Source organism: Thermanaeromonas sp., assembly GCF_021890735.1.
Classification (GTDB): domain Bacteria; phylum Bacillota; class DSM-521; order Neomoorellales; family Neomoorellaceae; genus Thermanaeromonas.
Genome location: NZ_JAKKUR010000021.1, coordinates 1 through 23,446, shown reverse-complemented (window position 1 = coordinate 23,446; position 23,446 = coordinate 1). Strand labels below are relative to the sequence as shown.

Below are 23,446 nucleotides of genomic sequence, written 5' to 3'. Positions count from 1 at the left end.
CGGGCTTGCCTTTTGCCTATCCAAAGCTCGAGGGTGTTACCGTCCCGCCGGATGATGACCTTCTGTTCCCTTTCCTGCCATTCCACCTGCGCGCCCACGTATTCCATAACGGCGCGGAGGGGTATCATAGTGCGACCAGCGGTATCCAGGTAAGGTGGAACGGGAGGAGCAAAGAGTTTCCCATTGATGTATAGCCTAATGTCGCTGCCTGCTTGGGCGGGTAGACCCCCTATCGCTCCTAACAGTATGTACTGTAACAAAAAGCAAAAAGTAAAAAGAAGTCCCCTCCAGGGTAAGCGGGTAATCCGGTTACCCCGAAGCCTGAGCAAAGCCCTTCCAGCCCCCTTTTTCGCCTCTCTTCTTTTTCTTAACTATAGGAAAGAGCCGGGCTTAAAGCAAATTGTTTCTCCGGCTATAAGAAGTTAACAGGTAGGCTTTGCCCTTAAGAAATCTAAGATGGCCATAGTTTTAACATTAAGCTCTCTAGAACTTACCATAAAGCTTCTATTTCATAGTCTAGAAGGATTTTCCTTCCAGACGTCGAATAATATATTATGACAATTCAATATACGTGTCGATACTTCCGAGTTGCCTTTTCCCTCCAGGAGGGGCAAACGATAGGGTCGGGGAGCAATCCCCAGGCCTGCCACTGCGCAAAGGAGGTACTCTTTAGCGGTAAAAGAGTGCCTTCTGTATTTTTTAACGTTTAACAGTGAGGAGGGAGGGCTTTACATGCCTAAAGTACTGGTGGTGGACCCAGGCAAGTGTACCGCGTGCCGCCGCTGTGAGCTGGCCTGTTCTTTCAAGCATACCGGAGAGTTCAACCCTGCAGCAGCGAGGCTTACCGTGGCAGCCTTCCTGGATGAAGACTACTACCTGCCGGTTGTATGCCAGCATTGTGATGTGCCTGCCTGCCAGGAGGTCTGCCCGGCGGGCGCCATCAGCCGGGACGCCAAGACGGGTGCAGTGGTTATAAATTACGAGCGCTGCATCGGCTGCCGCATGTGTGTAATGGCTTGCCCCTTCGGTGGAGCAGATTACTCGATTTCCGAGAAGAAAGTTGTAAAGTGCGACCTGTGCGGTGGCGAACCCGAGTGCGTCCAGAATTGCGTCTGGGGTGCTTTGGAGTATAAAGAGCCGGAAGGTGCGGCCTGGAGCAAGAGAATGGATATCGCCCGCAAAGTTCAAGCCTCTACACGGGAGGTGCTCTAAGCCATGTACGGCTGGGTAGGCAGGTTATTGCGCGTAAACTTGACTACCGGGGAATGCCGGGTAGAAAAGCTCGATCCGGTTATGGCCCGGGATTACATAGGTGCCCGGGGCTTGGCGAGCAAGATCCTCTATAATGAAGTAGATCCCCAGGTGGACCCCTTAAGTCCCGAAAACAAGTTGATCTTTATGACCGGTCCCCTTACGGGTACCTCGGCCATTTCGGGTAGCCGGTATAATGTGGTCACCAAGTCCCCCCTGACCGGGACCATCGCGGCGTCCAACTCCGGCGGATATTTTGCCGGTGAACTTAAATATGCGGGATACGACGGTATAATTTTTGAAGGCAAGGCTTCGGAACCGGTGTACCTCTACATCGAAAATGACCGTGTAGAGATCAGGCCGGCCGGTCACGTATGGGGCAAAACTACCCACGAAACGGAAGATATCCTTAAGAGTGAGGCACCGGCCGGAGCCAAGGTGGCCTGTATAGGGCCGGCGGGAGAGAAGCTGGTCCGCTTTGCCTGCGTTGTAAACGATAAGAACCGGGCTGCCGGGCGCTCGGGTGTCGGCGCGGTGATGGGTTCTAAGAACCTGAAGGCCGTAGTGGTACGGGGAACCGGTGGAATTAAGATAGCCGATCCTGAAGGATTCCGCCAGGCGGTGAAGGCTGCCCTGGAGAAGATCAAGAATAATCCCGTAACCCACGGAGGTCTTCCCGACTACGGTACGGCTGTTCTCGTGAATGTGATCAATGCCCATGGCGCGTTCCCGACCCGGAATTTCCAGACGGGGGTATTCCCCGGTGCGGAAAAGATCAGCGGTGAAACCCTGGCGGCCACGTACCTGGTGCGTAAAAAGGGTTGCCTCGCCTGCCCCATTGCCTGCGGCCGGGCTACCTTAGTACCCGAAGGCCCCTATGCCGGCCACGGCGAAGGTCCCGAGTACGAGGCAATATGGGCCATGGGAGCCGATTGCGGTGTGGACGACCTGGCGGCAATTACCAAAGCTAACTACTACGCCAACGAACTGGGCTACGATCCCATCACTTTCGGAGCCACCCTGGCCTGCGCCATGGAGCTGTACGAGAAGGGCTACCTGCCGGCCCAAGATACCGAACTGGAGCTGGAATTCGGCAACGCCCGTACCCTGGTTGAGGCGGCGCGAAAGGTCGGCTACCGTGAAGGTATCGGGGACCTTTTAGCCGAAGGCTCCTACCGCCTGGCGGAAAGGTACGGTCACCCCGAGCTTTCCATGAGCACCAAGAAACAGGAGTATCCGGCCTACGATCCGCGGGCCATCCAGGGCATAGGGCTGAACTACGCCACCACCAACCGGGGAGGCTGCCACGTACGGGGATATACTATAGCCTCAGAGGTCCTGGGTATCCCCGTCCAGACAGATCCCCTGGTAACGGAAGGCAAGGCCGGGCTGGTGAAAACCTTCCAGGATCTCACCGCCCTGGTCGATTCTACGGGTATATGCCTCTTTGTGACCTTCGCATTGGGAGCCTCCGATGTTGTAAGTATGCTGGCTCCGGCAACAGGTATACCGTACACTGAAGAGGCAGGAATGCTGGCCGGTGAGCGCATCTTTAACCTGGAGCGCCTATTTAACTTGGCTGCCGGCCTTACCCGGGCCGACGATACCCTGGCCCCGCGCATACTGCAAGAGCCCCTTCCGGAGGGTCCGGCTAAGGGCCGCGTGAACAGGCTCGATGAAATGCTGGATGAATATTACCGGGTCCGGGGTTGGGATGAAGAAGGTCGGCCTACGGAGGCTACAAAACAGCGGCTGGGGATTTAGGCCATGAAGGTGGAACTTTTCGGCTTTTTGCAGCGTGCCACGGGCTGCGGGCGGTTGGAGCTGGAAGCTCCTACCGTCCGCCATCTTTTAGAGGCGTTGGTGGTGAGATTCGGGGAAAGGCTGCGTGGGGAGCTTTTCCTCCCGGATGGGAATTTGCGGCCCGGCTTTACTATTCTGGTAAACGGGCGCAATATTGTTTTCCTTAAGGGCTTGGATACGCCCCTTAAGCCTGAGGACACCGTTTCCTTAATACCACCCGCAGCAGGGGGCCAAAGTCATGCGCTATGTAGTTATAGGTAACGGTGCTGCTGGCACTGCCGCGGCAGAGGCACTGGCAGAGGCGGGTGCGGAAGGGGAGATTATCGTTCTCAGCGAAGAGCCGTACCCTTATTACGCCCGGGTGTTGACCTCGTACTACGTAGCCGGTTGGGTAAAGCCGGAGGACATCTGGCTTGCAGATACCGCATGGTACACGGGAAGGAAGATCGATTTCCGGCCCGGCCAGAGGGTAGTCGGGATAGATCCTTTACGCAGGAAGCTTATGCTGGAGGGGTCCGCGGAGCTGGAATACGACCGGTTGCTCATAGCTACAGGCGCCTCACCCCAGAAGCTGGAGGTTCCGGGTGCGGATCTTCCCGGTGTTTTTACACTCAGAACCCTGGATGATGCCCGGAAGTTAAAAGAGTGGTGCCGTGATCTGCGCTTCGCCGTGGTCGTAGGAGGGGGACTGGTAGGGGTTAAGGCGGCGGAGGCTTTGAAGGCTTTAGGTTTAGAAGTATCCCTGGTGGTCTCCTCTCCCCACCTGCTGTCGCAGGCTCTGGATGCGGAAGGGGCCCTTTTGCTCCAGGAGGCTATGGAACAAGAGGGGTACCGTCTGTATCTTCAAGAAGATGTGGTGGCACTGGAAGGGTCTAAAAAGGTGGAAGGCGCCCGCCTCCGCTCCGGCCGGACCCTCCCCGCTCAAGTAGTAGTGGTGGCTAAAGGAGTGAGGCCTAACATTTCCTTTTTAGAGGGCAGCGGTATTGAGGTGGGCCGGGGGATACTGGTGAACGAATATTTAGAGACTACCCGGCCCGGGATCTTTGCAGCCGGGGACGTGGCCGAAGCCTATGACCGTGTGCGGGAAGCACCGCGGGTCAACGCTCTGTGGGGCAATGCCCGGGAACAAGGCCGGATCGCCGGGCTTAATATGGCCGGTAAGAAGGTGCCTTACAGGGGTAGTCTCGCACAAAATTCGCTGATCTGTGCCGGATTAGGGGTTATTACCGGCGGTGTGGTAAACCCACCTGAAGAAGGCGAATATGAGGTAAGGGTGAGCAGGGACAGGAAGAGGAGGTTTTACCGCAAGGCAGTACTCCAGGGAAGGCGCCTTACAGGGATGGTGGCCGTGGGCCCCACCCAGGGGACAGGCCCCTTTATGGCGCTGCTGGGCAAGGAAGTGAAGGAGGAACAGGTTAAGGCTTTTCTTAGCGGAAGCTTTAGTCTGGCCCACGTGCTGCCGCTCCGGGCTGTGTACATCGGCCGTGCCCTCCAGCGCGGCCAGATCGGGTAAGCCGGAAAATAGCTTTCCGGCGTGAGCATCCCGGATCAAGTAAAAAAGTTTAGCCGCTCCCCGGCGGCCGTCATCCCTTTACCTTTAAACGGGTCATTATATTATTATGCATATCAAGCCGCTTCCCTCGTTAACTATCTTCTCCACCGTCTCCTGGAGCTTAATCTGGGCGTTTTCCGGCATGCGGTAAAGCTTGCCCTGGATGCTCTCCTTTACCAGTTCGCTTAAGGATTTACCGAAGATATTGGTCTGCCATATTTTCTGCGGGTTCTCTTCAAACTCTTCCATGAGGTATTTTACCAGGTCCTCGCACTGTTTCTCGGTGCCTATGAGAGGTGTAACCTCCGTAGTGATATCGGCCCGTATGAAGTGGTAGGAAGGAGCCGTGGCCTTGAGCTTAACTCCAAAACGGCCTCCCTGTTTGATAAGCTCCGGTTCGGCCAGCTCCATCTCGTCTTCCGTAGGGGTGACCACACCGTAACCTGTGTTCCGCACCTCTTGGATGCCGTAGGCGATCTTATCCCATTCCCGCTTAATGGCGGCCAGCTCCCGCATCCAGCGCAGGATCTCTTTGTCGTTGGTAATGTCTAAACCCGTGACTTCCTTCAGTATCTGGTGGAAGAGGCCTTCCCGCACGGACATGTCGATATGGGCCGTACCGGTACCCAGGTCCATGTCCTTAAGCACTACCCGCGAGGAGTAAGCGAAAGCCTGGAGCTGCTGTATGGCCTGGTCTATGTCCCGCAGGCGCTTTACCTGCCCTATTGCTTCCCGGATGGCTTCCTCCAGCTGCTGGCGCAGCCAGTGGGAGATCTCCAGCTCCTCCACCCAAGGAGGCAGGTTGACACTGACCTCGGTTACGGGGAATTCGTATAAGGCCTCCTCCAGGATATTTAGCAGGTCCTCTTCTTCTAAATGCAGGCAGTCTACAGGCAAGACCGGAACGCCGTAATTCTGTTCCATCTCGCCGGCCAGCCTCAAGGTTTCTTCGTCAGTCGGGTGGATGGAATTAAGGAGAACTACAAAGGGCTTACCCAGCTCCTTAAGCTCCCAGATGACGCGCTCTTCCGCATCCAGGTAATTTTCCCGGGGGATCTCGGTAATGCTCCCATCTGTGGTCACTACAATACCCAAAATAGCGTGATCGGTTATGACTTTGCGCGTTCCCAGCTCCGCAGCCTGCTGGAAGGGTATTTCGTTATCAAACCACGGTGTACGTACCATGCGCGGCCCCTCGGAACCCTCGTAACCCTGGGCACCCTGGACGGTATAGCCTACGCAGTCCACCAGCCTTACCCTAAGCTTCAAGCCCTCCCTGACCGTAATCTCTACCGCTTCCTGGGGTATGAATTTGGGTTCTGTGGTCATGATCATGCGGCCAGCACCGCTCTGGGGCAGTTCATCCTTGGCCCTGTCGCGCTCGTTAGGATTTTTGATATGGGGTAGGACCAGCTTATCCATAAATCTGGTGATAAAGGTAGACTTGCCCGTGCGCACCGGCCCCACCACACCGATGTATATATCGCCACCGGTACGCTCAGCTATATCCCTGAAAATATCCCTGCTCTCCACCCTTCTCCCTCCCCAAGCCTTTGGTGGCCGTCCCGCTTGGCATGTTTTAACATTACATATATATGCCGTAGCCGGGGGATTATGACCAATTCACCCCTAAAAAGCCCGTTTCTACCGTACGCCTACGTTCCATAAGGGAAGATACGCACTCTTTTGCAGGCTTACCTGTATACAGCACCTGGTAAACTTCTTCGGTTATAGGCATGGGGATCCCCAATTCCCGGGCCAATTTCCGGGCCGCAGCAGTGGTAGGCACCCCCTCTACCACCATACCCATGCCGTCCAGTACCTCTTTGAGGGGGCGACCGCGGCCCAGCTCTATCCCCGCCCTCCGGTTGCGGCTGTACATGCTGCAGCAGGTCACTATCAGGTCACCGAGTCCGGAGAGACCGGCAAAGGTCAAGGGGTTGGCTCCCAAAGCCATGCCCAGCCTGGTTATCTCGGCGAGGCCCCGGGTTATAAGGGCCGCCCTGGCATTATCCCCCAGACCCAGACCATCGGACATGCCCGTGGCCAGGGCTATGATGTTTTTAAGGGCTCCTCCGAGTTCTACGCCTATCAGGTCCGGGTTGGTGTATACCCGGAAAGAGGGGCCTATAAAAACGTCTTGCACAAATTCGGCTACCGCCTTTTTCTTGGCCGTCACCACTACGGAAGCGGGAAGGCCCCGGCTTACTTCTTCGGCATGGCTGGGACCGGAAAGAATGGCCACGGTGGATATTCCTTCTTGCTCCAGCACCTGGGAGAGGCGGAGGCCGCTGTCCAGTTCTAACCCTTTGGCAGTATTGACCAGGGGTGTTTCTTCTTTGAGGAGGGGTTTAAGGAGCCTGGCCGTCTGGCGTACGGCATGGGAAGGGACGCTCAATACGACTAATTTGGCATCCCGGACTGCCAGAGCTATATCGTCGGTTATTTCTATATTTTCCGGGAGAAAAACTCCAGGAAGGTAGGCTGTATTTTCTCTATTTTTTTGTAACATTTGTGCAAACTCGGCGCGCCTTGCCCACAGGCCCACCTTAAATCCTTTGCGGGCCAGCAACACTGCCAGGGCAGTACCCCAGCTTCCCGCCCCCACTACGGCGATCTTTTCCGTCACTTTACCTCCTCTCCCCTATCCTGGGCTCGGTTCCGGCCAGAAGCCTTTTTATATTTGGGGTATGCCGGTAGATAATAAGAGCGGCTGCGGCCAGGGCAAAGAAGAAATGGCTCCAGCGTAGCCCAAGTAAAAGAACGAGGAAGGGTGCTGAGGCGGCGGCCGCCATGGAGCTTAGAGAAACATACCTGGTGGTGAAAAGTACGGCCAGCCATAAAAGAGAAGCCCAGAACAGTACCCCGGGCGCAAGCCCCAAGAATACTCCGGCCGCCGTAGCTACCCCGCGACCGCCCTGAAAGGACAAAAACACCGACCAGCTATGACCTGCCATGGCCACAAGACCGGCCAACCCTGCCAGCCAATCTCCGCCCGCGGCCCGGCCAACAAGAACCGGCACTAGGCCCTTTAGTACGTCAACCGCGAACACCAAGAGACCCGGGCCCGTCCCCATGGTGCGGAAGGCATTGGTGGTTCCGATATTTCCGCTGCCCCGCCGGCGGATGTCGAATCCTTTATAACGGGCCACAATATAGGCGGTAGGCAGGGAGCCCAAAAGATAGGCGAATATAAGAATAAGTAAGGATTTCATCTGGCCCTTCCTCCTTTGCTTTCCCGGAAAATAAGCTTTAAAGGCGTCCCTTTAAACCCAAAGGCCTGGCGCAACCGGTTTTCTAAGTACCGCTCGTAGGACGAGTTTATGGCTTCCGGGTCGCTGGTAAAAAATACTACCGTCGGCGGCTGTACCCCCACCTGGGTGGCATAATATATCTTGGCCGGCGGGGGCATAAGGAAAACGGCCTCCTGCACGACCGTATTGAGAGTTGAGGTGGGAACTCTTTTGCGGGCTTCCGCGGCCACTTCGTCAACCAGGGGCAGAACCTGATGCACGCGCTGGCCGGTCAGGGCGGAGACAAAAAGCACAGGCGCATAATCCATAAAACCCAGCTCATAGAGGACCGCCTTACGGTAGAGATCCAGGGTCTTGTCGTTCTTGGGCACCAGATCCCATTTATTCACTATTATTATAGAAGCTTTGCCTTTGTCGTGACCGTATCCGGCTATTCTTTTGTCCTGCTTGGTAACGCCTTCGGTGGCATCTAGAACGACCAGCACCACATCTGCCCGGTCCACGGCGCGCAAAGCGCGCTGAACGCTAAAGCGTTCTGTAGCATCGGTGATGCGCGCTTTGCGCCGTATGCCGGCCGTGTCTATAAGTATGTACTCTTTATCATCTTTTTTAAAATGGGTGTCCACCGCATCCCTGGTAGTACCGGGTATTTCGCTCACGATAACACGTTCTTCACCCAGTATACGGTTTACCAGGGAGGATTTACCTACGTTGGGCCGACCTACAATGGCCACCCGGGTGCCACCCCTTCCCTCTCCTTCCACCCGGCGGGGCAGGAGCTCCACTACCCTGTCCAACAGGTCACCCGTATTCATTCCGTGGGCGGCCGATACGGGAAGGGGCTCCCCTAAACCCAGCCTGTAAAATTCGGCCAGAGGAGAAAGGTCCGTAAAATCCTCCACCTTGTTGGCCACTAAAATGACGGGCCGGCCGGCGCGGCGCAAAATTTCTGCTACGGCGAAATCGCCCGTAGTAAGGCCTTCTTGGGCATCCACTAAAAAGAGAACTACGTCCGCCTCCTGCACAGCCTGTTCGGCCTGGCGGCGCACGGCTGCTTCTAACCCGCCGGGCCCTTCGGTTATTCCGCCCGTGTCAACTAAAGTAAATTCATACCCCCGCCACTCGGTGTCACGGTACAGGCGGTCCCGGGTGATTCCCGGGATATCCTCCACGATGGCCACCTGTCCGCCTACCAGGCGGTTGAAGAGGGTAGATTTACCTACATTAGGCCTGCCTATTATAGCTACCACGGGTTTAGTCACCGGCGCACCTCCCCCCACAGGGCCCGGGCGAGCTCACGACCGCAGGAAGGTATAACTTTAAGGTCTACACCTAACCGTTCTTTAAGGTGTGCCAGGCTCCAGCCGTCTAGGAAAATGTCTTCGCCCTTTTTTAGCATAACACTGGGAATGAAGACGGTCTCACCTTCCTTTACCCCAAACTCCTTAAGACCACGATATATATCCTCGCCGCTTAAAAGGCCGGCCACGGTAACCTCTGGGCCTAAAAAATGATTAGTCAGGCCGACCACGCGAACCTCTAGATCCTTTACTTCACTCCGGAATTCGTCCACCAGCTCTTTGAGGAGGGGTGCGGCCAATTTCCCGGTTACAATGAGTACGGAATGCGAAAAATTTCCCGGCTCTTCCCTCCGGGTGAGAAGCCTCCGCGCCTCACGCCGGAAGGAATCTAGGAAGCGGCGGGTTAAACCCACACCGTTTTCTTCCTGAGGGAATCCCTCATAGTGTCTGGCAGGGGGAAGTCTCAATCCCGCCAGAAGATAAAACTCATCGGAAGCATAAACAAGCCGGGAACCTGCCAGGCGCTTAAAGCGGCGCTGCCACCTTTCTACCTGCTCTACCACCTGCAGGGCCTCCTGGGGTCGAAAGCGCCTTAAGGGGAAAAGGCCCTCCCGGTGGCCGGTTAACCCTACCGGTACTACGGCTATGGACCGTAGGGCGGGGAAAAAGGAAAAAAGATCCTTAAGCGTCCTATCCAGCTCGGGGCCGTCGTTCAGGCCGGGGCAGAGCACGATCTGGGTGTGGAATTCTATCCCCGCTTCCTTAAGGCGCCTGAGCTGTTGTAAAATACGGGCCGCGCGCTTGTTTCTCAAAATAAAAGCCCGCAGTTCCGGATTGGTGGTATGAACAGATATATATAAAGGGCTCAGTCGAAGGCGGCATATCCTTTCCCAGTCTTCCGCTTTCAGATTAGTAAGGGTAATAAAGCTGCCGGTCAAGAAAGAGTAGCGGTAGTCGTCGTCTTTTACGTATAAGCTGGGCCGCAAGCCGGAGGGAAGCTGGTCCACAAAGCAAAAAAGGCACTTGTTTTGGCACCGGCGCAGGCCGTCAAAGGTTGCTCCGGCAAACTCCAAACCCAGATCTTCGTTGTAATCCTTCTCTATATCTAGGATCAGCCGCCGACCGTCTGCCTTAACTATCTCTACCTTGATATCCTCTGCAGCCGTCAGGTACCGGTAAGCGATTATGTCCTGTACGGGCTCACCGTTTATGCTGATTAGCTCGTCGCCGGGCTCTACACCCAAGTTTTCGGCGATGCTCCCGGGCCGCACACCCTTTATTATGGCCTTTCCGCGGTATTTCACTTTTTTCTGGCCGGAGATTCTCCTTTCTTTAATTTTTCGTTCCCATTATCCGATATTTTACTTAAAGCGTCAAGGTAGCCTTCTTTCCGGGCTGGTAGCAGCCGTACGGCATCCTGCTCTATACCCCAAAGGTTAAGAAAGTCCTTCACAATCCGGCAAAGCAGTTGAAAATAAGGGCCTATGACCGTGGCGTAGACTTTCGTGCCGCCCGGGTCCCTTCCAACAAATATAAGCCGGCCCGGCTCGAAGGCGTCAGTACCCTTTTCACCGCCGAATCCTTCGGACAGGCACCCCCTCGACCGGAGATAAAAACCGGCCGCAGCCAGGGCCGCTCCGGCGTTACGGGAAGAAGTAAAAATGAGAAGCCGCAAGTTTTTCTCTGGTGATAGAGATGACTTTGGCGATGAGCCGTTTCCAAGTGAAGCTGTTTCTACAGGGAGTGACATAACGCGTGGGCGCAAATTTTCCACCAGCCTTACCAGCCCGGGGTAAGCCTTCCTTACTCCACAGACCACCAGGGGCCTTCCTAAAAAAGTGAGGCCTAACCGGCGGGAAAGGAAACCTCCTAACGCCATCAGGGAATTTACCAGGGGTGTTGTGTCTACGAGCAGAAGTTCTTCCCGGGGCAATCCGAGGGCGCAGGTCAAGTCGTAGACAAAATTTTCCAGTAGCTTCCCCATACCCCGCTTGCCCACGGCATAAATTTCGTTTCCTGCAGTGTCGCGGCCCATGAATTGGATATGGCCTTCTTCACTCTTCCGCCTCCGGTCGAAATAGGGTATCGCCTTTATTTCATCCGCCCTGGGAAGCCTAGACCGGGGAAGCCATCCTAAATGCAGGGCAGCCGCTATTACGGAAGAATGGGTTCCGCCGAAACAGTGATAAATTATTTTCATACATAACCCCGTTAATGTCGCACGATGATTAATACACCGTTTTCTAAATCGTGGGCTACCGCATTAAGGGCCCGGCTTAAAATGAGCCCTAGTTTCTGCCGCTCTTCTTCGTCTTCGGCTAAAAAAATGGGTAGCCCACCGCCTACCTTATTGCTGGAGTCGCGCGTGGCCACTACGGCCAGTATTTCACCTTTAAGCTCTACAGCCATGCTTCATCCTCCTAATCGGCGGCGGCTCTGCCGATACGGCTTTTTAAGGGCCTGGCTGCAGCGCTCTCTAAAACAGGAGTCATGCGCACGGCCTGAAGGAGACATTCCATATCCGGTTCGTTGGGTACGATATACAGGACGACTTCGCCTGTATCCACGTTCTTGCAGGCCAAGGGTTTCCACTCCTGCTCGCTTATATCCACTTTTGTACCCAGAAGGCTGGCTACGGTATGGAGTATGGCCTGCCTTTGCCCTGCATCGTGTAAGATAGCCCTGGCATCGTCGTCTTTGGGTTTTATAATCACCGCCCGCCCTTCACGCAAGATTTTCTCCCGTGCCTTCTTGAGGCCTACGTTGGTAACCACCACACCCTCTATGGTCAGGAAAGGCCCGTCAAAGGATATGCTCGCCGGTTCTACGGTGGCTATTTCTCCAAGGTATTTTCCCCTTCTTAGGTGGCCGCTTATATAGATCAATACTAGGCTTAATGCTACGCCTACCCCCCAGTGAAGGTAAAAGGTAGCCAGGCTTGCTCCCAGGGCGGTAAGCATCACCAGATAATTGCGGGACTCGAAGACGCGCGCGATTCCTTCGATGTAATCCCGGCCCCGGGGCACGAGTTCCAGCTCTTCCAATTCGGCCAGAGACTGCCTCTCGAGGTTGCGTATTTCCCGGAACTGCTGGGCCGCTAAAGCCAGGAAGGTGACAGCCGTAAATTCCCGGGCTGCCAAGGCAGGGACAGCCACAGCTCCAATCAAGGAAGCTATGGCTGCCAGGGAGAGATGGGTTATTACGCTGTGGGGATAACCCGGGTAGCGGCGGTAATCCATACGGAGAAGATACATCCTACAGGCCAGGCCGGCAGCCATGCCCACGGTTACAGTAATGCCCAGAGAGTCCATGTTTTAGTCTTTTTCCCAGTCTTTTCTTTCTTGGTTGTTGGGCAGTTTTTCGGCCGGTACTTTCTTACGACGTAGTAAGGGGCGGCGCAGGCGCTGGCCTAAAAGATTCGCCCACTCTACGGAGGTATATTGTTTAATCCTCGCCAGGGCCTTGTCCCAACCACCGGAGCTTATGATAAGGTACGCTCCCCCGCCCAAAACGAAGGCCAGGATTACAAAAAATACTCCCTTCCAGTCTCCCGAGGTGCTGGGTGCGGCCGGTCCGGGCTGAGGGGTAATCCCCAATACAGTGGGAATAACCTCAGCTATAAGCCCGGCGCCGCGCTGGGCTTCCTCTCTGGTATTGGTGTGGGTGCCGATCTCTAAAAGGATGGCGCGCGGGGAGAGATCCTGGTTGTAGCTTCCTGCCCCGATAAAGATCCCGCGGATTAAGCCGGGATATTTGGCATCCGCTGCGGCTTTGATCCTTTTAGCAAAGTCCAGATTGGCGTTCATATTTTGGTTTTCCCGGCCCACTACCAGGCGGATTTTAGTAACGTACGTGTCGGCTACTACTTGCCGGTAAAAGTCAGGATCCGGGACCCCATCGCGGTGAATGTCGAAAATGGCGGCCGGTCCCTTATTCAAAAGCTGGACTGCCGTACGACGTGACCGCTTATAGGAATTATTATCGTGAGGTTCGTGGGAGGAAAGATCGTGATCTACATTTACCCCCATACTGCGTAGTTTAGCCGCAAAAACTTCGCCCACTTTGAAGATGCCGCCATGCCCGGGGATACTCTCTGTTCCGTCCGTGGGCACATAGGACTCATCGCTATGGGTATGGTATATGGCCACCAGGTTCTTAGCTCCTCCGGCCTGGACCGGCTGGCTCGAAGTCGGGGCTTTAGCCGAACCGTCTTCCAGGGACACGGTTTCCTTGCCTATAGGGCTGCATATGGCCTTATTCCCCTCAATACGGGTTACCCGGTAGCGCTGGTTGTCCTCGGCTATGAATTCATCGTCTTTGTAGACCGTGCGGGCCATTTTGTCCAGTACCTGGCCCTTTTCGTCCACTAAGACGGAATAGTCACCCACGGTATGCTCTTTTAACTCCGCGGGTCTAAAGCTAAAGGCTGGTACTAGAGCCGCCTTCGGGGGTATCCCTAGCCTATAGGTGAGGGCCAGGGTTAAAAGAAGGGTTAGGGTTAAAAGAAGGATCAAAAGTCCGCTCTTTTTAGCCACGGTTTTCACCGTCCTTCTTATCTAAGGGCAGGACCTTCTTAGCCGGGGAAAGGCGCAGTTTCTCTAGAAGCGATCTGGGCCGACCTTCCACCTCGGGACCTCCCTGGAGGCGCTCCCGCCCCTCACCTATAAGCTCGGCCAGTAACACGGCCACTATACCGGCAAGGAGGCTGACATCCATGGCCCCGGCGCCGCCTATGGCTACGGTACCTCGGGTTCCGGAAAAAGCTAGAACCAGGTAATCAATGATATCCAAGGCTAGAACTCCTAAGATGGCGGCTACAAAAGCAGCCCGCCGTGAGCGACCTACCAGGTAGGCTGTGATACCAGCCACTAAAGGATAATAGTAAAGGGGATCGAGTACGTTCCAGGCAAAATCCCAGGGCTCGCGCCCTCGCGTAAGCCAGCTATTTATGCCGAAGATAACTGCTGCCGTAACCACTGCGGCGGCAAGGGCGCGCGCTACCTCCTTGCGGGTGCCCGCGCGATATAGGACGTAGACGGCTAGTCCTAAAGGTATGAGACCGCCTCCTACATTTACCGAAACCGTTATGGGGCCGCGAGATAAAGGTATATTAATAAAACTTCCCAGTATAGAGGCAAGTATCAGGGCGAGGGCGGCTTTATCATTTAAGTAAAGACGGTCGAGGACCCGCTGGGCCAGTCCAAAATAGATTAGGAGAAACACGGCTACAAGGGCAAGGACTCCTAAAGGATATCCGGCCATATAAAAAATCTCCCCTTTCCGGCTATATATTGTCCTGGAAAGGGGAGAAATATGCAGGGCTTTGACTTTACGCTAGACTTCATTCTTGAGGTTTGGTGGTGCCAAAGAGGTCGCCGAAGAGTTCGCCCAGTTTTACCCCGCTTCCTTCTTCGGAGGGTTCTCTGGTGCTTGAAGCAGAATAGTTTTTAGTTTGATCCCGTAAGGCCTGACGCAAGCTCAGGCTCATGCGCTGGGCCTCCTGGTCCACCTTCAACACTTTGACCGGGATGACCTGCCCAACGGATACCACTTCTTCGGGCTTCTCCACCCGGTGATCAGCCAGCTGCGAAATGTGCACCAGCCCTTCTATCCCGGGTTCTACCTCCACAAAGGCCCCGAAGGGAGCAATCCGCAACACTTTACCCTGTACAACGCTGCCCACGGGATAGCGTTCGGCGGCGGTATCCCAGGGATTGGGCAGGAGCTGCTTGCGGCCCAGGGAAACCCGCCCGGCCTCCCTGTCCACCCCTAATACTTTGACCTCGATCTCCTGGCCTTCCTGCAGCACATCTTGAGGATGCTCCACCCGGCCCCAGGATATCTCGGATACGTGAAGCAATCCGTCCACTCCGCCCAGGTCGACGAAGGCACCGAAATTGGTCAGCCTCCGCACAATACCTTTACGTACCTGACCCGGTTCTAGGCTGTCCCACGTGGCCTGGCGCTGTTTCTCAAATTCTTCCTCCAGGATGGCCCTCTGGGAAAGGACGAGTTTATTTTTGGCCCGGTCTATCTCGATAACCTTAAGCCTCAGAGTCTTGCCCACATAGGAGTTAAGGTCCTCTACGTAACCCCGCTCTATAAGCGAAGCCGGGACAAAGCCGCGCACGCCCACGTCCACCAAAAGCCCGCCTTTAACCACTCCCACCACTTCCCCGCGGAGTTCCTCCCCGCTGGAAAAGGCGGCTTCCAACCTATCCCACGCTATGCGGCGGTCTGCCCGCTTTTTGGATAACAAGGGGTGACCGTCCTCATTCTCCGGTCGCAAAACCATGACCTTTATTTCTTCACCGACGGATACTACTTCTGAAGGGTGGTTAAAGGAGCGGTAGGAAAGCTCGTTTAAAGGAATGACCCCTTCTGACTTACCACCTACGTCTACCAGGACTTCATTATCACCTACTTGAACTACCGTCCCGGATATAACGCTACCCCGGCGGAGCCTAGATACTTGCCCTGCCACAGCCTGGCTTTCAGGGATACTTTCACCGGTTTCACCGTTAGGCTTGGAGTATAGGGCTTCGTTTTCCTCGCCGACCTCCGGGGTTTTTAGTTCTTCGGCAGCCTCAGGAAGATTCTGTAACATTTGCACTACCTCCTCGATGATCCACGCCGGGGTAGAAGCGCCACCCGTAACACCCACCTTTTTTACACCCTTAAACCACTCGGGACGCAACTCCCCAGCTTTTTCCACATGGTAGGTGGGCGTACCCGTACTGCGGCATAGCTCGGCTAAGTGCCGGGTATTCGCGCTGTTACGGCCCCCCACCACTACCATAGCATCCACTTCGCGGGCCAGCCTCACCGCTGACTCCTGGCGGCGGCGGGTCGCTTCGCAAATGGTGTTATATACCCTAAGCTCGCCTGTTTTGGGTAAAAGGGCCGCAACCACAGCTTGCAACAGTTCCTGCGGCTGGGTAGTCTGGACGATGACCGCCCTGCGCAGGCCCCGGGGCAGGGCCTCGGCCTCGGCCGCGCTAGATACTACCCTTGCCTTACCTTGCGCCCACTCTACCAGCCCTCTGACCTCGGCATGTTCCGGGTCGCCGACTATGATGATCTCTATTTCCTGGGAAGCAAGCTCCCGGGCCAGCTCTTGCGAACGGCGCACAAAGGGGCAGGTGGCATCTATCACCTCAAGCCCTCGGGCCCTAGCCTCTTCTAGAACCCGGGGAGATACTCCGTGGGAGCGAACCAGCACCCTCCCCTCCTGCACCTCATCTAAGCTGGCCACCGGCCGCACACCCTTAGCAGCCAGGTCTTCTACGACCTGAGGATTGTGGATGAGGGGACCCAGGGAGGCTACCGGTTTGGGAGCTGTTTCGGCTTTTTTTACGGCCCGCGCGACACCGGAACAAAACCCCGCATAGTCGGCGACGAACACATCCACCGGGTCATCTTCTCCTTAAAGAGCCTTTATAAGAGTTCGCTAAAAATCGTCGAATTCCTGCTTACAAGGCAAAAGCCTTATCCTTCGCTTAATAACTTTGCTATAGCCTCGCGGGCTCTGCGGGAGAGTTCCTCTACTTCAAAAGGGGTGTAGCTCCCCTTACAGCCAGGATAGATGGGTTCTCCGATAAAAACTTGGAAGGGACGGAACCACCCCTTGGAGAAGATGTTCTGGGTGCCTTTAAGGGCCACCGGAACCAGGGGCGCTCCCGTTTTAAGGCTTAAAACCGCCGCACCATTATGAAAAGTGCCCAGCCCCCCCGTCCTAACCCGGGTCCCTTCCGGGAACATGCCGAGTACCTGACCGGAACGGAGGATCTCCAAGCTTTCCTTCAGGGCTTGCCGGTCGGACCTTCCGCGCCGGACGGGGAAAGCGCCCAGGCCGCGGATCACCTGACCGAGGAGGGGAATCCTAAATAGTTCCTCCTTAGCCATGAACCGGACGGGCCGGGGAACGGCTACACCCACGGCTACCGGATCCCAAAAAGATACGTGGTTAGATACTACCACCGCAGGACCCTCGCGGGGAAAGTTCTCCTGCCCTCTGACTTCCCAGCGGCATATATAGCGAAAAAAGAGGTAGCAGATAAACTTGGCTATACGGTAAAACAAGGCAGGACTATCCCCCATACCGATCTTCCCTAACTACCTTTATAATATACTCAATCACTTCCTCCGGCGTGAGGTCGCTCGTATCTATGATAACGGCATCCGGAGCCGGGCGCAAAGGTGCTACCACTCTTTGGCAATCCCGACGGTCCCGCTCCTCAATTTCCTGCTTAACTTTTTCTAGAGGGACGTTGTCGCCTTGAGCCACTAATTCCTGCCATCTCCTCCTGGCCCGCTCCTCCAAAGAGGCGGTAAGAAAAAACTTGTACCGGGCTTCCGGAAGCACACAGGTACCGATGTCCCGCCCGTCCATAACTACCTTTCCGCCTGCCGCCAGCTTACGCTGCAATCTTACCATTTCCTCGCGCACCTTCGGCCAGGCCGCTACCCTGGACACCAGCCGGGATACCTCGGCAGAACGGATAAAGCGGCTTACATCCTCTCCGTCGCAAAAGACCGCCAGCTCTCCCGGGCTAGCTTCCCTAAATTCAAAAGAGGTACGGCGGGCGAGTTCGGCCAAAGCGGCCTCATCGGTGACCTTTACATTACTTTTAAGAGCTTTCCAGGTCAGGGCGCGGTACATGGCCCCGGTGTCGATATACAGATAGCCCAGCCGCTTAGCCACCTGCCGGGCCACCGTGCTTTTTCCTGCACCCGCCGGCCCGTCTATGGCTATGTTCCCCTTCACTTGGTCAATGCCCCCAGGTCGGCCAGGAAACCGGGGTAAGACACATTCATACATTCTGCACCGCGGATTACCGTCTCTCCTTCAGCAACCAGTCCGGCTACCGCTAAAGCCATGGCCAGGCGGTGATCGCCGTGGCTGTCCACCACCGCACCCTTTAAATTTCCCCCCTCTAAAATCATGCCGTCCGGAAGGGTTTCGATTTTAGCGCCCATCTTGCGGAGTTCTACGGCCAAGGTGGTTATGCGGTCGCTCTCTTTGACTTTTAGTTCCGCGGCATCCCTTATCACCGTCGAACCTTGGGCCACCGCCGCCGCTACAGCCAGCACCGGTATTTCGTCGATAAGCCGGGGGATCAGAGCGCCACCGATCTTTGTCCCTTTGAGTGAACTGCTGCGAGCTTTTATAACTCCGTACGGCTCGCCTGCGCTTTCACCCTGCTGGACCACCTCTATATCAGCTCCCATATCCTGAAGCACCGTGAGCAGCCCGGTGCGTGTGGGATTGAGCCCCACATTATGCACTACTATCTCAGCCCGCGGGTGGATACAGGCAGCGACCAAAAAGAAAGCGGCCGCGGAGAAATCACCCGGAACCGAGATCTTGAAGGGCTCGATCCTCTGGCGGCCGTAAATGGTGATCCGGAGATCTTCCTTTTTTAACTTTACCCCGCAATATTTTAGCATCCGTTCCGTGTGGTCCCGAGCTGGCGCAGGCTCCCGTACCACAGTTTCCCCTTCGGCCTGAAGGCCGGCCAGTAAAAGTGCGGATTTTACCTGGGCGCTGGCCACAGGAAGATTGTACTCTATGGGGCGGAGGTTGCCGCCCTTAATGCTTAAAGGGGCCAAGTTTCCACCCTCGCGGCCCCAGATCTGGGCTCCCATCTGTCTTAACGGATCGGCCACCCGGGCCATGGGGCGGCGGCGCAAGGAACGGTCACCCGTTATTACAGTATAAAAGGGCTGGGCCGCCAGAACCCCTAACAAAAACCGCATGGTAGTCCCCGAATTCCCGGCATATAATACGTCTTCCGGCTCTTTTAAGCCTTCGGGACCGTGGGCGTATACTTTAACTTTCCCCTCCCGGGGACCTTCTATTTCTACGCCCAAAGCCTTAAGACAGTTTAAGGTGCTCAGGCAATCTTCGGCTTCCAAAAATCCGCTGATCTCCGAGGTGCCGTCGGCCAAGGCGGCAAAAATAGCTGCCCGGTGGGATATGGATTTATCCCCCGGTGGGGAAAACTCTCCGCGCAAATGTAGCGTAGGCCTGATTACTAGATCCAAGCTAATTTCCTCCCGCCACCAAAGTTACCAGGAAAGCTACCGGCTGTCAAGGTGGAGATGCCGGGCGGGGATGCCGTGCCGCAAAAGCACATTAAGGGCCCGTCCCGCGGAAGACGCATTTGTAAACCCCAGCCGTATGCTTCCCCCTTCTCCTTCCCGGACTCTAAGAATTTCTATATCGCTGATATTGATACCTTCCTGTCCCAGGATCTGACCCACAAATCCGATAACTCCCGGTTTATCGGGCACCGTGATAACTATCTCATGGAGGGGAGGGAGTAAACCTTTACGGTGCACGGGTATCTGGCCCCGCCACTTCCTGGCATCTTCTAAAGCCTCTAGCAGTCCTTGCCCATCCCGTTCTTTAATTAAAGCGGCCAGCTGCCGGATTTCTTTTTCAAAGGATTCCAGTATTTCCAGAAGAGCCTGGGAGTTGCTTAGATATATATCCCTCCACATTACGGGGTGGCCGGAGGCTATGCGGGTAGTATCTCTAAAGCCCCCGGCAGCAAGCATCAAGAGCTCCCGGTGTTCTTCCGAATACTTTGCCACCGTGCGCATGAGGGATACGGCCAAAATATGGGGAAGGTGGCTTACCACTCCGACTACCCAATCGTGTTTTTCGGGCGAAAGGAATATTACCCTGGCGCCTACCGCCGTAAGCACGTTTTTAAGCCGGTTTAAAGGTTCTTCGGGGGTCTTTGACGTGGGAGTCAGTACGTAGACGGCATTCTCTAAAAGATAACGGTCCGCAGCGCCTATACCCGACCGTTCCGAGCCGGTCATGGGATGGCCGCCGATATAAGTCACGGAAGGAGGAAATATGCTCTCCAGTTCGCGTACCACTTGGGCTTTCGTGCTTCCCGTATCGGTGACGATGGCCTGAGGGGAAAGATGAGGGGCTATCTGTCCGGCAACTAAGGGGAGAACGCCAACGGGTACGGCCAAAATGACCAGTTCGGCCCCTTGTACGGCTTCTTGGGGGCTTGAAGCGGGCCGGCTTATGGCCCCTACTTCCAAGGCTTTCTCTAGGGTCTCCCTCTGGCGGTCATATCCTACTACCTCCCGCGCTATTCCGCCCTGCAGGAGGGCCATTCCCAGGGAACCGCCTATAAGACCCACGCCTATAATGCAAACGCGAGTACAAACGCGATGGTTCATCTAACCTCCCCTTCCCGGTGAGCAGGATAAGAGCCCAGTACCCTTAAAAGGCTTGTGCGGGGCCGCAGGGAGGCCAGCACTCCCGCCAGCGGTTCGTTTTCGGCATGGCCCTCACAATCCAGGAAAAAAAGATACTCGCCCAGTTCTTTTTTGGTGGGGCGAGATTCTATGCGGGTAAGATTTATCCCGGCCTCGGCAAAGTCCCGCAGGACGTTATAGAGTCCCCCGGGCCGGTTCTCATGGAGGGCCAGAACTAAAGACGTCTTATAGGGGCCCTGCCCGGGTATGTTTTCCCGGCTTACGATTATAAAACGCGTTTTATTCTCCGGGTAATCTTCGATATCGCGGCATAGTACGGGTAGCCCGTATAGTTTTGCGGCAAAGGAAGAGCCTACGGCCGAGCTTCCCTTCCGGGATGCGGCCACAAGAAAAGCCCCTGCCGTGCTGGAGGTAGGGCAGAGACGGGCCTTGGGCAAGTACTTGGCCAGGAACCGGCGGCACTGGGCCAGGGCATGGGGGTGAGACCATACTTCGGTGATGCCCTCCAGGCTCTTTTCCTTAGTAACAAGGCAGTGGTGGATATCTAGTATCACTTCACCGACGATCTTTAGGGAAGGTTCTTCCATAAGTAGGTCCTGAGTAAGGTTTACGCTGCCTTCTATGGAATTCTCCAAGGGAAGTACAGCGGCATCACACCGGCCCTCTAAGACCGCCTGGGCCACCTGTAAAAGGTTTTCGGCCGGAAGGAAAACCTTTACCCCCCTTGCAGACCCCCATGCTACAGCCGCTTCATGGGAAAAGGTGCCCTCCGGACCCAAGTATGCTAGGCCTTTAGAAATCACGCCGGTACCCGTCCCAGGCTGCGCCCCAGGACCTTACCCACAGCCGCCACTTCCCGGACCAAAGACGCGAACTCCTCCGGCCTTAAGCTCTGGGGGCCGTCGGAAAGAGCGTTTTCGGGTTGGGGATGTACTTCCACCAACAAGCCGTCCGCACCCGCAGCTATGGCAGCCCGGGCCAAAGGAATTACCAGCTCCTTTTTGCCGGTACCGTGGCTGGGGTCGGCAAGGACCGGGAGGTGAGAAAGCTGTTTTACCGCCGCCAGGGCACTAAGATCGAGGGTGTTGCGGGTGAATGTTTCAAAGGTACGGATACCTCGTTCGCAGAGAATCACCTGGAAATTGCCTTCTGCAAGGATATATTCTGCTGCCAGGAGCCATTCCTCAATGGTAGCAGAAAGCCCTCTTTTCAAAAGCACGGGCTTCCCCAGGCGGGCCACAGTTTTAAGCAGGGCAAAGTTTTGCATGTTGCGGGAACCGATCTGGAGGACGTCGGCTACCTCCGCCACCGCTCCGGCCTTGGTCTGGTCGGTAACCTCTGTAACGATGGCCAGGCCCGTTTCTTCCCGCGCTTCGGCCAAAAGTTCAAGACCGGCCTCGGCCAAACCTTGGAAGGAATAGGGGGAAGTGCGCGGTTTAAAGGCCCCGCCTCGCAACATGGTGGCCCCGGCCTCCCGTACGGCATGGGCCGTCTCTAGAAGCTGCTCCCGGCTCTCTACAGCGCAAGGTCCGGCTATAATATGGAGGTCAGGGCCGCCTATTTTGAGTTCGCCCACCTCTACTACGGTGTCTTCGGGCTTAAATTCGCGGGCGGCCAGCTTGTAAGGCTTAAGTATAGGTATCACCTTTTCTACCCCCGGCATAGCCTCTAGGGCATGGTGTTCTAAGCGTGTTTTGTCTCCTATGGCCCCGATGACCGTCCTGAGGGCCCCCCGGGACAGGTGAACTTTAAACCCTTCTTTTTCCAGCCTGGCCATTACCCCTTGAATTTCCGTTTCTCTAGCGCCCGCACGCATAACTACAATCATGTGATGCTACCCCCCCCAAATGTTGCTCCCTCCACAGGCAAAACAAAAAGCCACCCCGCCAGGAGTGGCACATTTTCCCGTCTTTTGGCCTGCCTCCTGCCGTCCTACCATCCTGCCTCTAGTTGGAATATAACACCATCCCACTGTCCTTCTGGTTTTTTATACTATAACACAAGGCCTTTCCTCCTGGCAAGGGTTTTTTAAGGTTATTTAATCTTTCCTATACGTTATTCTAAAGCTTTGCGCAGGGCTTGAACGAGATTCACTGCCTTATCTATACCTTGCTCGGCCAGGGTCTCTACCACAGCGCTGCCTACTATAATACCGTCGGCCAAGGAAGCGATCCGCCGGGCTTGCTCTGGTGTACTTATGCCAAAACCTATAGCCAAAGGCAAGGACGTAACTCGTCTAACCCGTGACAGGTATCCGGCAAGATCAGGGGGCAACTCGTCCCGGGGGCCGGTCACGCCGGTTAAAGATACGCAATAGATAAACCCCGAGGCCTGCCGGGCGATCTCCTGCAGCCGCCCGACCGGAGTAGTGGGAGCGACCAGGGGTACGAGGGCTAGACCTCGTTCATCTAGGTGGTCCCTTAGCGGGCCCGCTTCCTCATGCGGTAGGTCGGGGACGATCACCCCGTCGCCGCCGGCTTCAGCCAGCTCCCGTACGAAACTAGCAAGGCCGTAGCGCAGCAGGGGGTTGTAATAGCTCATAAGTACCAGAGGTATGTCTAAAATCTTACGCAGGTCATGGGTAAGTTTTAGGACCTGGCCCAAAGTAGTCCCTTGGTCGAGGGCCCGCTGGCTGGCGGCCTGGATTACGGGGCCGTCCGCTAAAGGATCCGAAAAAGGCACGCCTAGCTCCACTATATCCGCGCCCGCCCGGGTCAGGGCACATACAGCTTCAAAGGTAGCTTCTAGTGAGGGGTCTCCGGCGCATAAATAAACGATGAGGGCCTTTCTTCCCCGGCGGAAGGAATTGAGCAGTTTAATTTTGCCTTGTTCTTTCCGGTTCTTCACCGCTCCAAGCCCCCCAGAAGGCCGGCCACCTGCTCCACATCTTTATCCCCCCGGCCTGAAAGGTTTACGACTATAATCTCCTCAGAACCCAAGGCGGGCGCCAATTTTCCGGCTAGGGCAACAGCATGGGCGCTCTCCAGGGCCGGTAGTATGCCCTCCGTGCGGGCAAGGAGTTCAAAGGCTTCCAGGGC

At 55.7% G+C, this 23,446-nt stretch carries 23 protein-coding genes and 1 pseudogene; 4 read left to right on the top strand and 20 right to left on the bottom strand.

Going from position 1 to position 23,446, the window contains the following annotated elements; all coding sequences use genetic code 11:
- A partial coding sequence (locus tag L5656_RS05750) for a copper amine oxidase N-terminal domain-containing protein (RefSeq protein WP_297200340.1) occupies nt 1-329 on the bottom strand: 329 nt, incomplete at its 3' end.
- 403 nt (nt 330-732) lie between these two features.
- On the opposite strand from L5656_RS05750, the gene L5656_RS05745 reads away from it, so the two are divergent.
- Genes L5656_RS05745 through L5656_RS05730 form a run of 4 tightly spaced genes read left to right on the top strand, consistent with a single transcriptional unit; the run spans nt 733 to nt 4,567 of the window.
- A complete protein-coding gene (locus L5656_RS05745; RefSeq protein ID WP_297200337.1) occupies nt 733-1,212 on the top strand; it encodes a 4Fe-4S dicluster domain-containing protein in 480 nt (159 codons plus the stop codon).
- A 3-nt stretch (nt 1,213-1,215) separates the two neighbouring features.
- Nucleotides 1,216-3,015: an aldehyde ferredoxin oxidoreductase family protein gene (locus L5656_RS05740; protein WP_297200335.1), complete on the top strand. Its 1,800-nt coding sequence runs from the start codon at nt 1,216-1,218 to the stop codon at nt 3,013-3,015.
- 3 nt (nt 3,016-3,018) lie between these two features.
- A complete protein-coding gene (locus L5656_RS05735) occupies nt 3,019-3,315 on the top strand; it encodes a MoaD/ThiS family protein (RefSeq protein WP_297200332.1) in 297 nt (98 codons plus the stop codon).
- Nucleotides 3,293-4,567 carry an NAD(P)/FAD-dependent oxidoreductase gene (locus L5656_RS05730; protein WP_297200329.1) on the top strand — a complete coding sequence of 425 codons (1,275 nt, stop codon included), beginning with the start codon at nt 3,293-3,295 and terminating at the stop codon, nt 4,565-4,567. The genes L5656_RS05735 and L5656_RS05730 overlap by 23 nt, the downstream gene beginning before the upstream one ends.
- Before the next feature lie 96 nt (nt 4,568-4,663).
- Here the strand turns inward: L5656_RS05730 and spoIVA are convergent, their stop codons facing one another.
- The 19 genes and pseudogenes from spoIVA to L5656_RS05635 all read right to left on the bottom strand — a co-directional run.
- Nucleotides 4,664-6,139, bottom strand: coding sequence for a stage IV sporulation protein A (gene spoIVA, locus L5656_RS05725; protein ID WP_297200326.1), 1,476 nt, complete (start codon nt 6,137-6,139; stop codon nt 4,664-4,666).
- Nucleotides 6,140-6,218: 79 nt separating this feature from the next.
- Nucleotides 6,219-7,235 carry an NAD(P)H-dependent glycerol-3-phosphate dehydrogenase gene (locus tag L5656_RS05720; RefSeq protein WP_297200323.1) on the bottom strand — a complete coding sequence of 339 codons (1,017 nt, stop codon included), beginning with the start codon at nt 7,233-7,235 and terminating at the stop codon, nt 6,219-6,221.
- 1 nt (nt 7,236) lies between these two features.
- Nucleotides 7,237-7,821, bottom strand: coding sequence for a glycerol-3-phosphate 1-O-acyltransferase PlsY (plsY, locus tag L5656_RS05715; RefSeq protein ID WP_297200319.1), 585 nt, complete (start codon nt 7,819-7,821; stop codon nt 7,237-7,239).
- Nucleotides 7,818-9,122, bottom strand: coding sequence for a ribosome biogenesis GTPase Der (gene der / locus L5656_RS05710; RefSeq protein WP_297200316.1), 1,305 nt, complete (start codon nt 9,120-9,122; stop codon nt 7,818-7,820). The genes plsY and der overlap by 4 nt, the downstream gene beginning before the upstream one ends.
- Nucleotides 9,119-10,465: a DUF512 domain-containing protein gene (locus L5656_RS05705; protein WP_297200315.1), complete on the bottom strand. Its 1,347-nt coding sequence runs from the start codon at nt 10,463-10,465 to the stop codon at nt 9,119-9,121. Before L5656_RS05705 ends, der begins: the two co-directional genes overlap by 4 nt.
- Nucleotides 10,462-11,361: a DUF3189 family protein gene (locus L5656_RS05700; RefSeq protein WP_297200313.1), complete on the bottom strand. Its 900-nt coding sequence runs from the start codon at nt 11,359-11,361 to the stop codon at nt 10,462-10,464. Before L5656_RS05700 ends, L5656_RS05705 begins: the two co-directional genes overlap by 4 nt.
- A gap of 11 nt (nt 11,362-11,372) precedes the next feature.
- Entirely contained in the window at nt 11,373-11,570 is a 198-nt protein-coding gene (locus L5656_RS05695; protein WP_297200310.1) for a capping complex subunit for YIEGIA, read from the bottom strand.
- Nucleotides 11,571-11,581: 11 nt separating this feature from the next.
- Nucleotides 11,582-12,472: a YIEGIA family protein gene (locus tag L5656_RS05690; protein ID WP_297200307.1), complete on the bottom strand. Its 891-nt coding sequence runs from the start codon at nt 12,470-12,472 to the stop codon at nt 11,582-11,584.
- Between the two features lie 3 nt (nt 12,473-12,475).
- Nucleotides 12,476-13,696: a stage II sporulation protein P gene (gene spoIIP / locus L5656_RS05685; RefSeq protein WP_297200304.1), complete on the bottom strand. Its 1,221-nt coding sequence runs from the start codon at nt 13,694-13,696 to the stop codon at nt 12,476-12,478.
- A complete protein-coding gene (locus L5656_RS05680; protein ID WP_297200301.1) occupies nt 13,689-14,423 on the bottom strand; it encodes a DUF1614 domain-containing protein in 735 nt (244 codons plus the stop codon). The genes spoIIP and L5656_RS05680 overlap by 8 nt, the downstream gene beginning before the upstream one ends.
- Before the next feature lie 79 nt (nt 14,424-14,502).
- Entirely contained in the window at nt 14,503-16,572 is a 2,070-nt protein-coding gene (locus L5656_RS05675) for a bifunctional 4-hydroxy-3-methylbut-2-enyl diphosphate reductase/30S ribosomal protein S1 (RefSeq protein WP_297200298.1), read from the bottom strand.
- Between the two features lie 77 nt (nt 16,573-16,649).
- Nucleotides 16,650-17,261, bottom strand: a complete 612-nt coding sequence (locus tag L5656_RS05670; protein ID WP_297200295.1) for a lysophospholipid acyltransferase family protein — start codon at nt 17,259-17,261, stop codon at nt 16,650-16,652.
- Entirely contained in the window at nt 17,251-17,928 is a 678-nt protein-coding gene (gene cmk / locus L5656_RS05665; protein WP_297200291.1) for a (d)CMP kinase, read from the bottom strand. The genes L5656_RS05670 and cmk overlap by 11 nt, the downstream gene beginning before the upstream one ends.
- Nucleotides 17,925-19,208 (bottom strand): 3-phosphoshikimate 1-carboxyvinyltransferase, encoded by a 1,284-nt coding sequence (gene aroA, locus L5656_RS05660; RefSeq protein WP_297200289.1) that lies wholly within the window; start codon nt 19,206-19,208, stop codon nt 17,925-17,927. Before aroA ends, cmk begins: the two co-directional genes overlap by 4 nt.
- Nucleotides 19,209-19,244: 36 nt before the next feature.
- Nucleotides 19,245-20,369, bottom strand: a complete 1,125-nt coding sequence (locus L5656_RS05655) for a prephenate dehydrogenase (protein ID WP_297200286.1) — start codon at nt 20,367-20,369, stop codon at nt 19,245-19,247.
- Nucleotides 20,366-21,211 (bottom strand): prephenate dehydratase, encoded by an 846-nt coding sequence (pheA, locus tag L5656_RS05650; protein ID WP_297200283.1) that lies wholly within the window; start codon nt 21,209-21,211, stop codon nt 20,366-20,368. Before pheA ends, L5656_RS05655 begins: the two co-directional genes overlap by 4 nt.
- Nucleotides 21,208-22,236, bottom strand: coding sequence for a 3-deoxy-7-phosphoheptulonate synthase (gene aroF / locus L5656_RS05645; protein ID WP_297200280.1), 1,029 nt, complete (start codon nt 22,234-22,236; stop codon nt 21,208-21,210). The genes pheA and aroF overlap by 4 nt, the downstream gene beginning before the upstream one ends.
- A 227-nt stretch (nt 22,237-22,463) precedes the next feature.
- The gene (gene trpA, locus L5656_RS05640) at nt 22,464-23,255 is read right to left on the bottom strand and encodes a tryptophan synthase subunit alpha (RefSeq protein WP_297200277.1); all 792 of its coding nucleotides are present in this window, start codon (nt 23,253-23,255) and stop codon (nt 22,464-22,466) included.
- A pseudogene (locus L5656_RS05635) lies at nt 23,252-23,446 on the bottom strand (tryptophan synthase subunit beta); the annotation flags it as partial. The gene trpA and the pseudogene L5656_RS05635, both read right to left, overlap by 4 nt.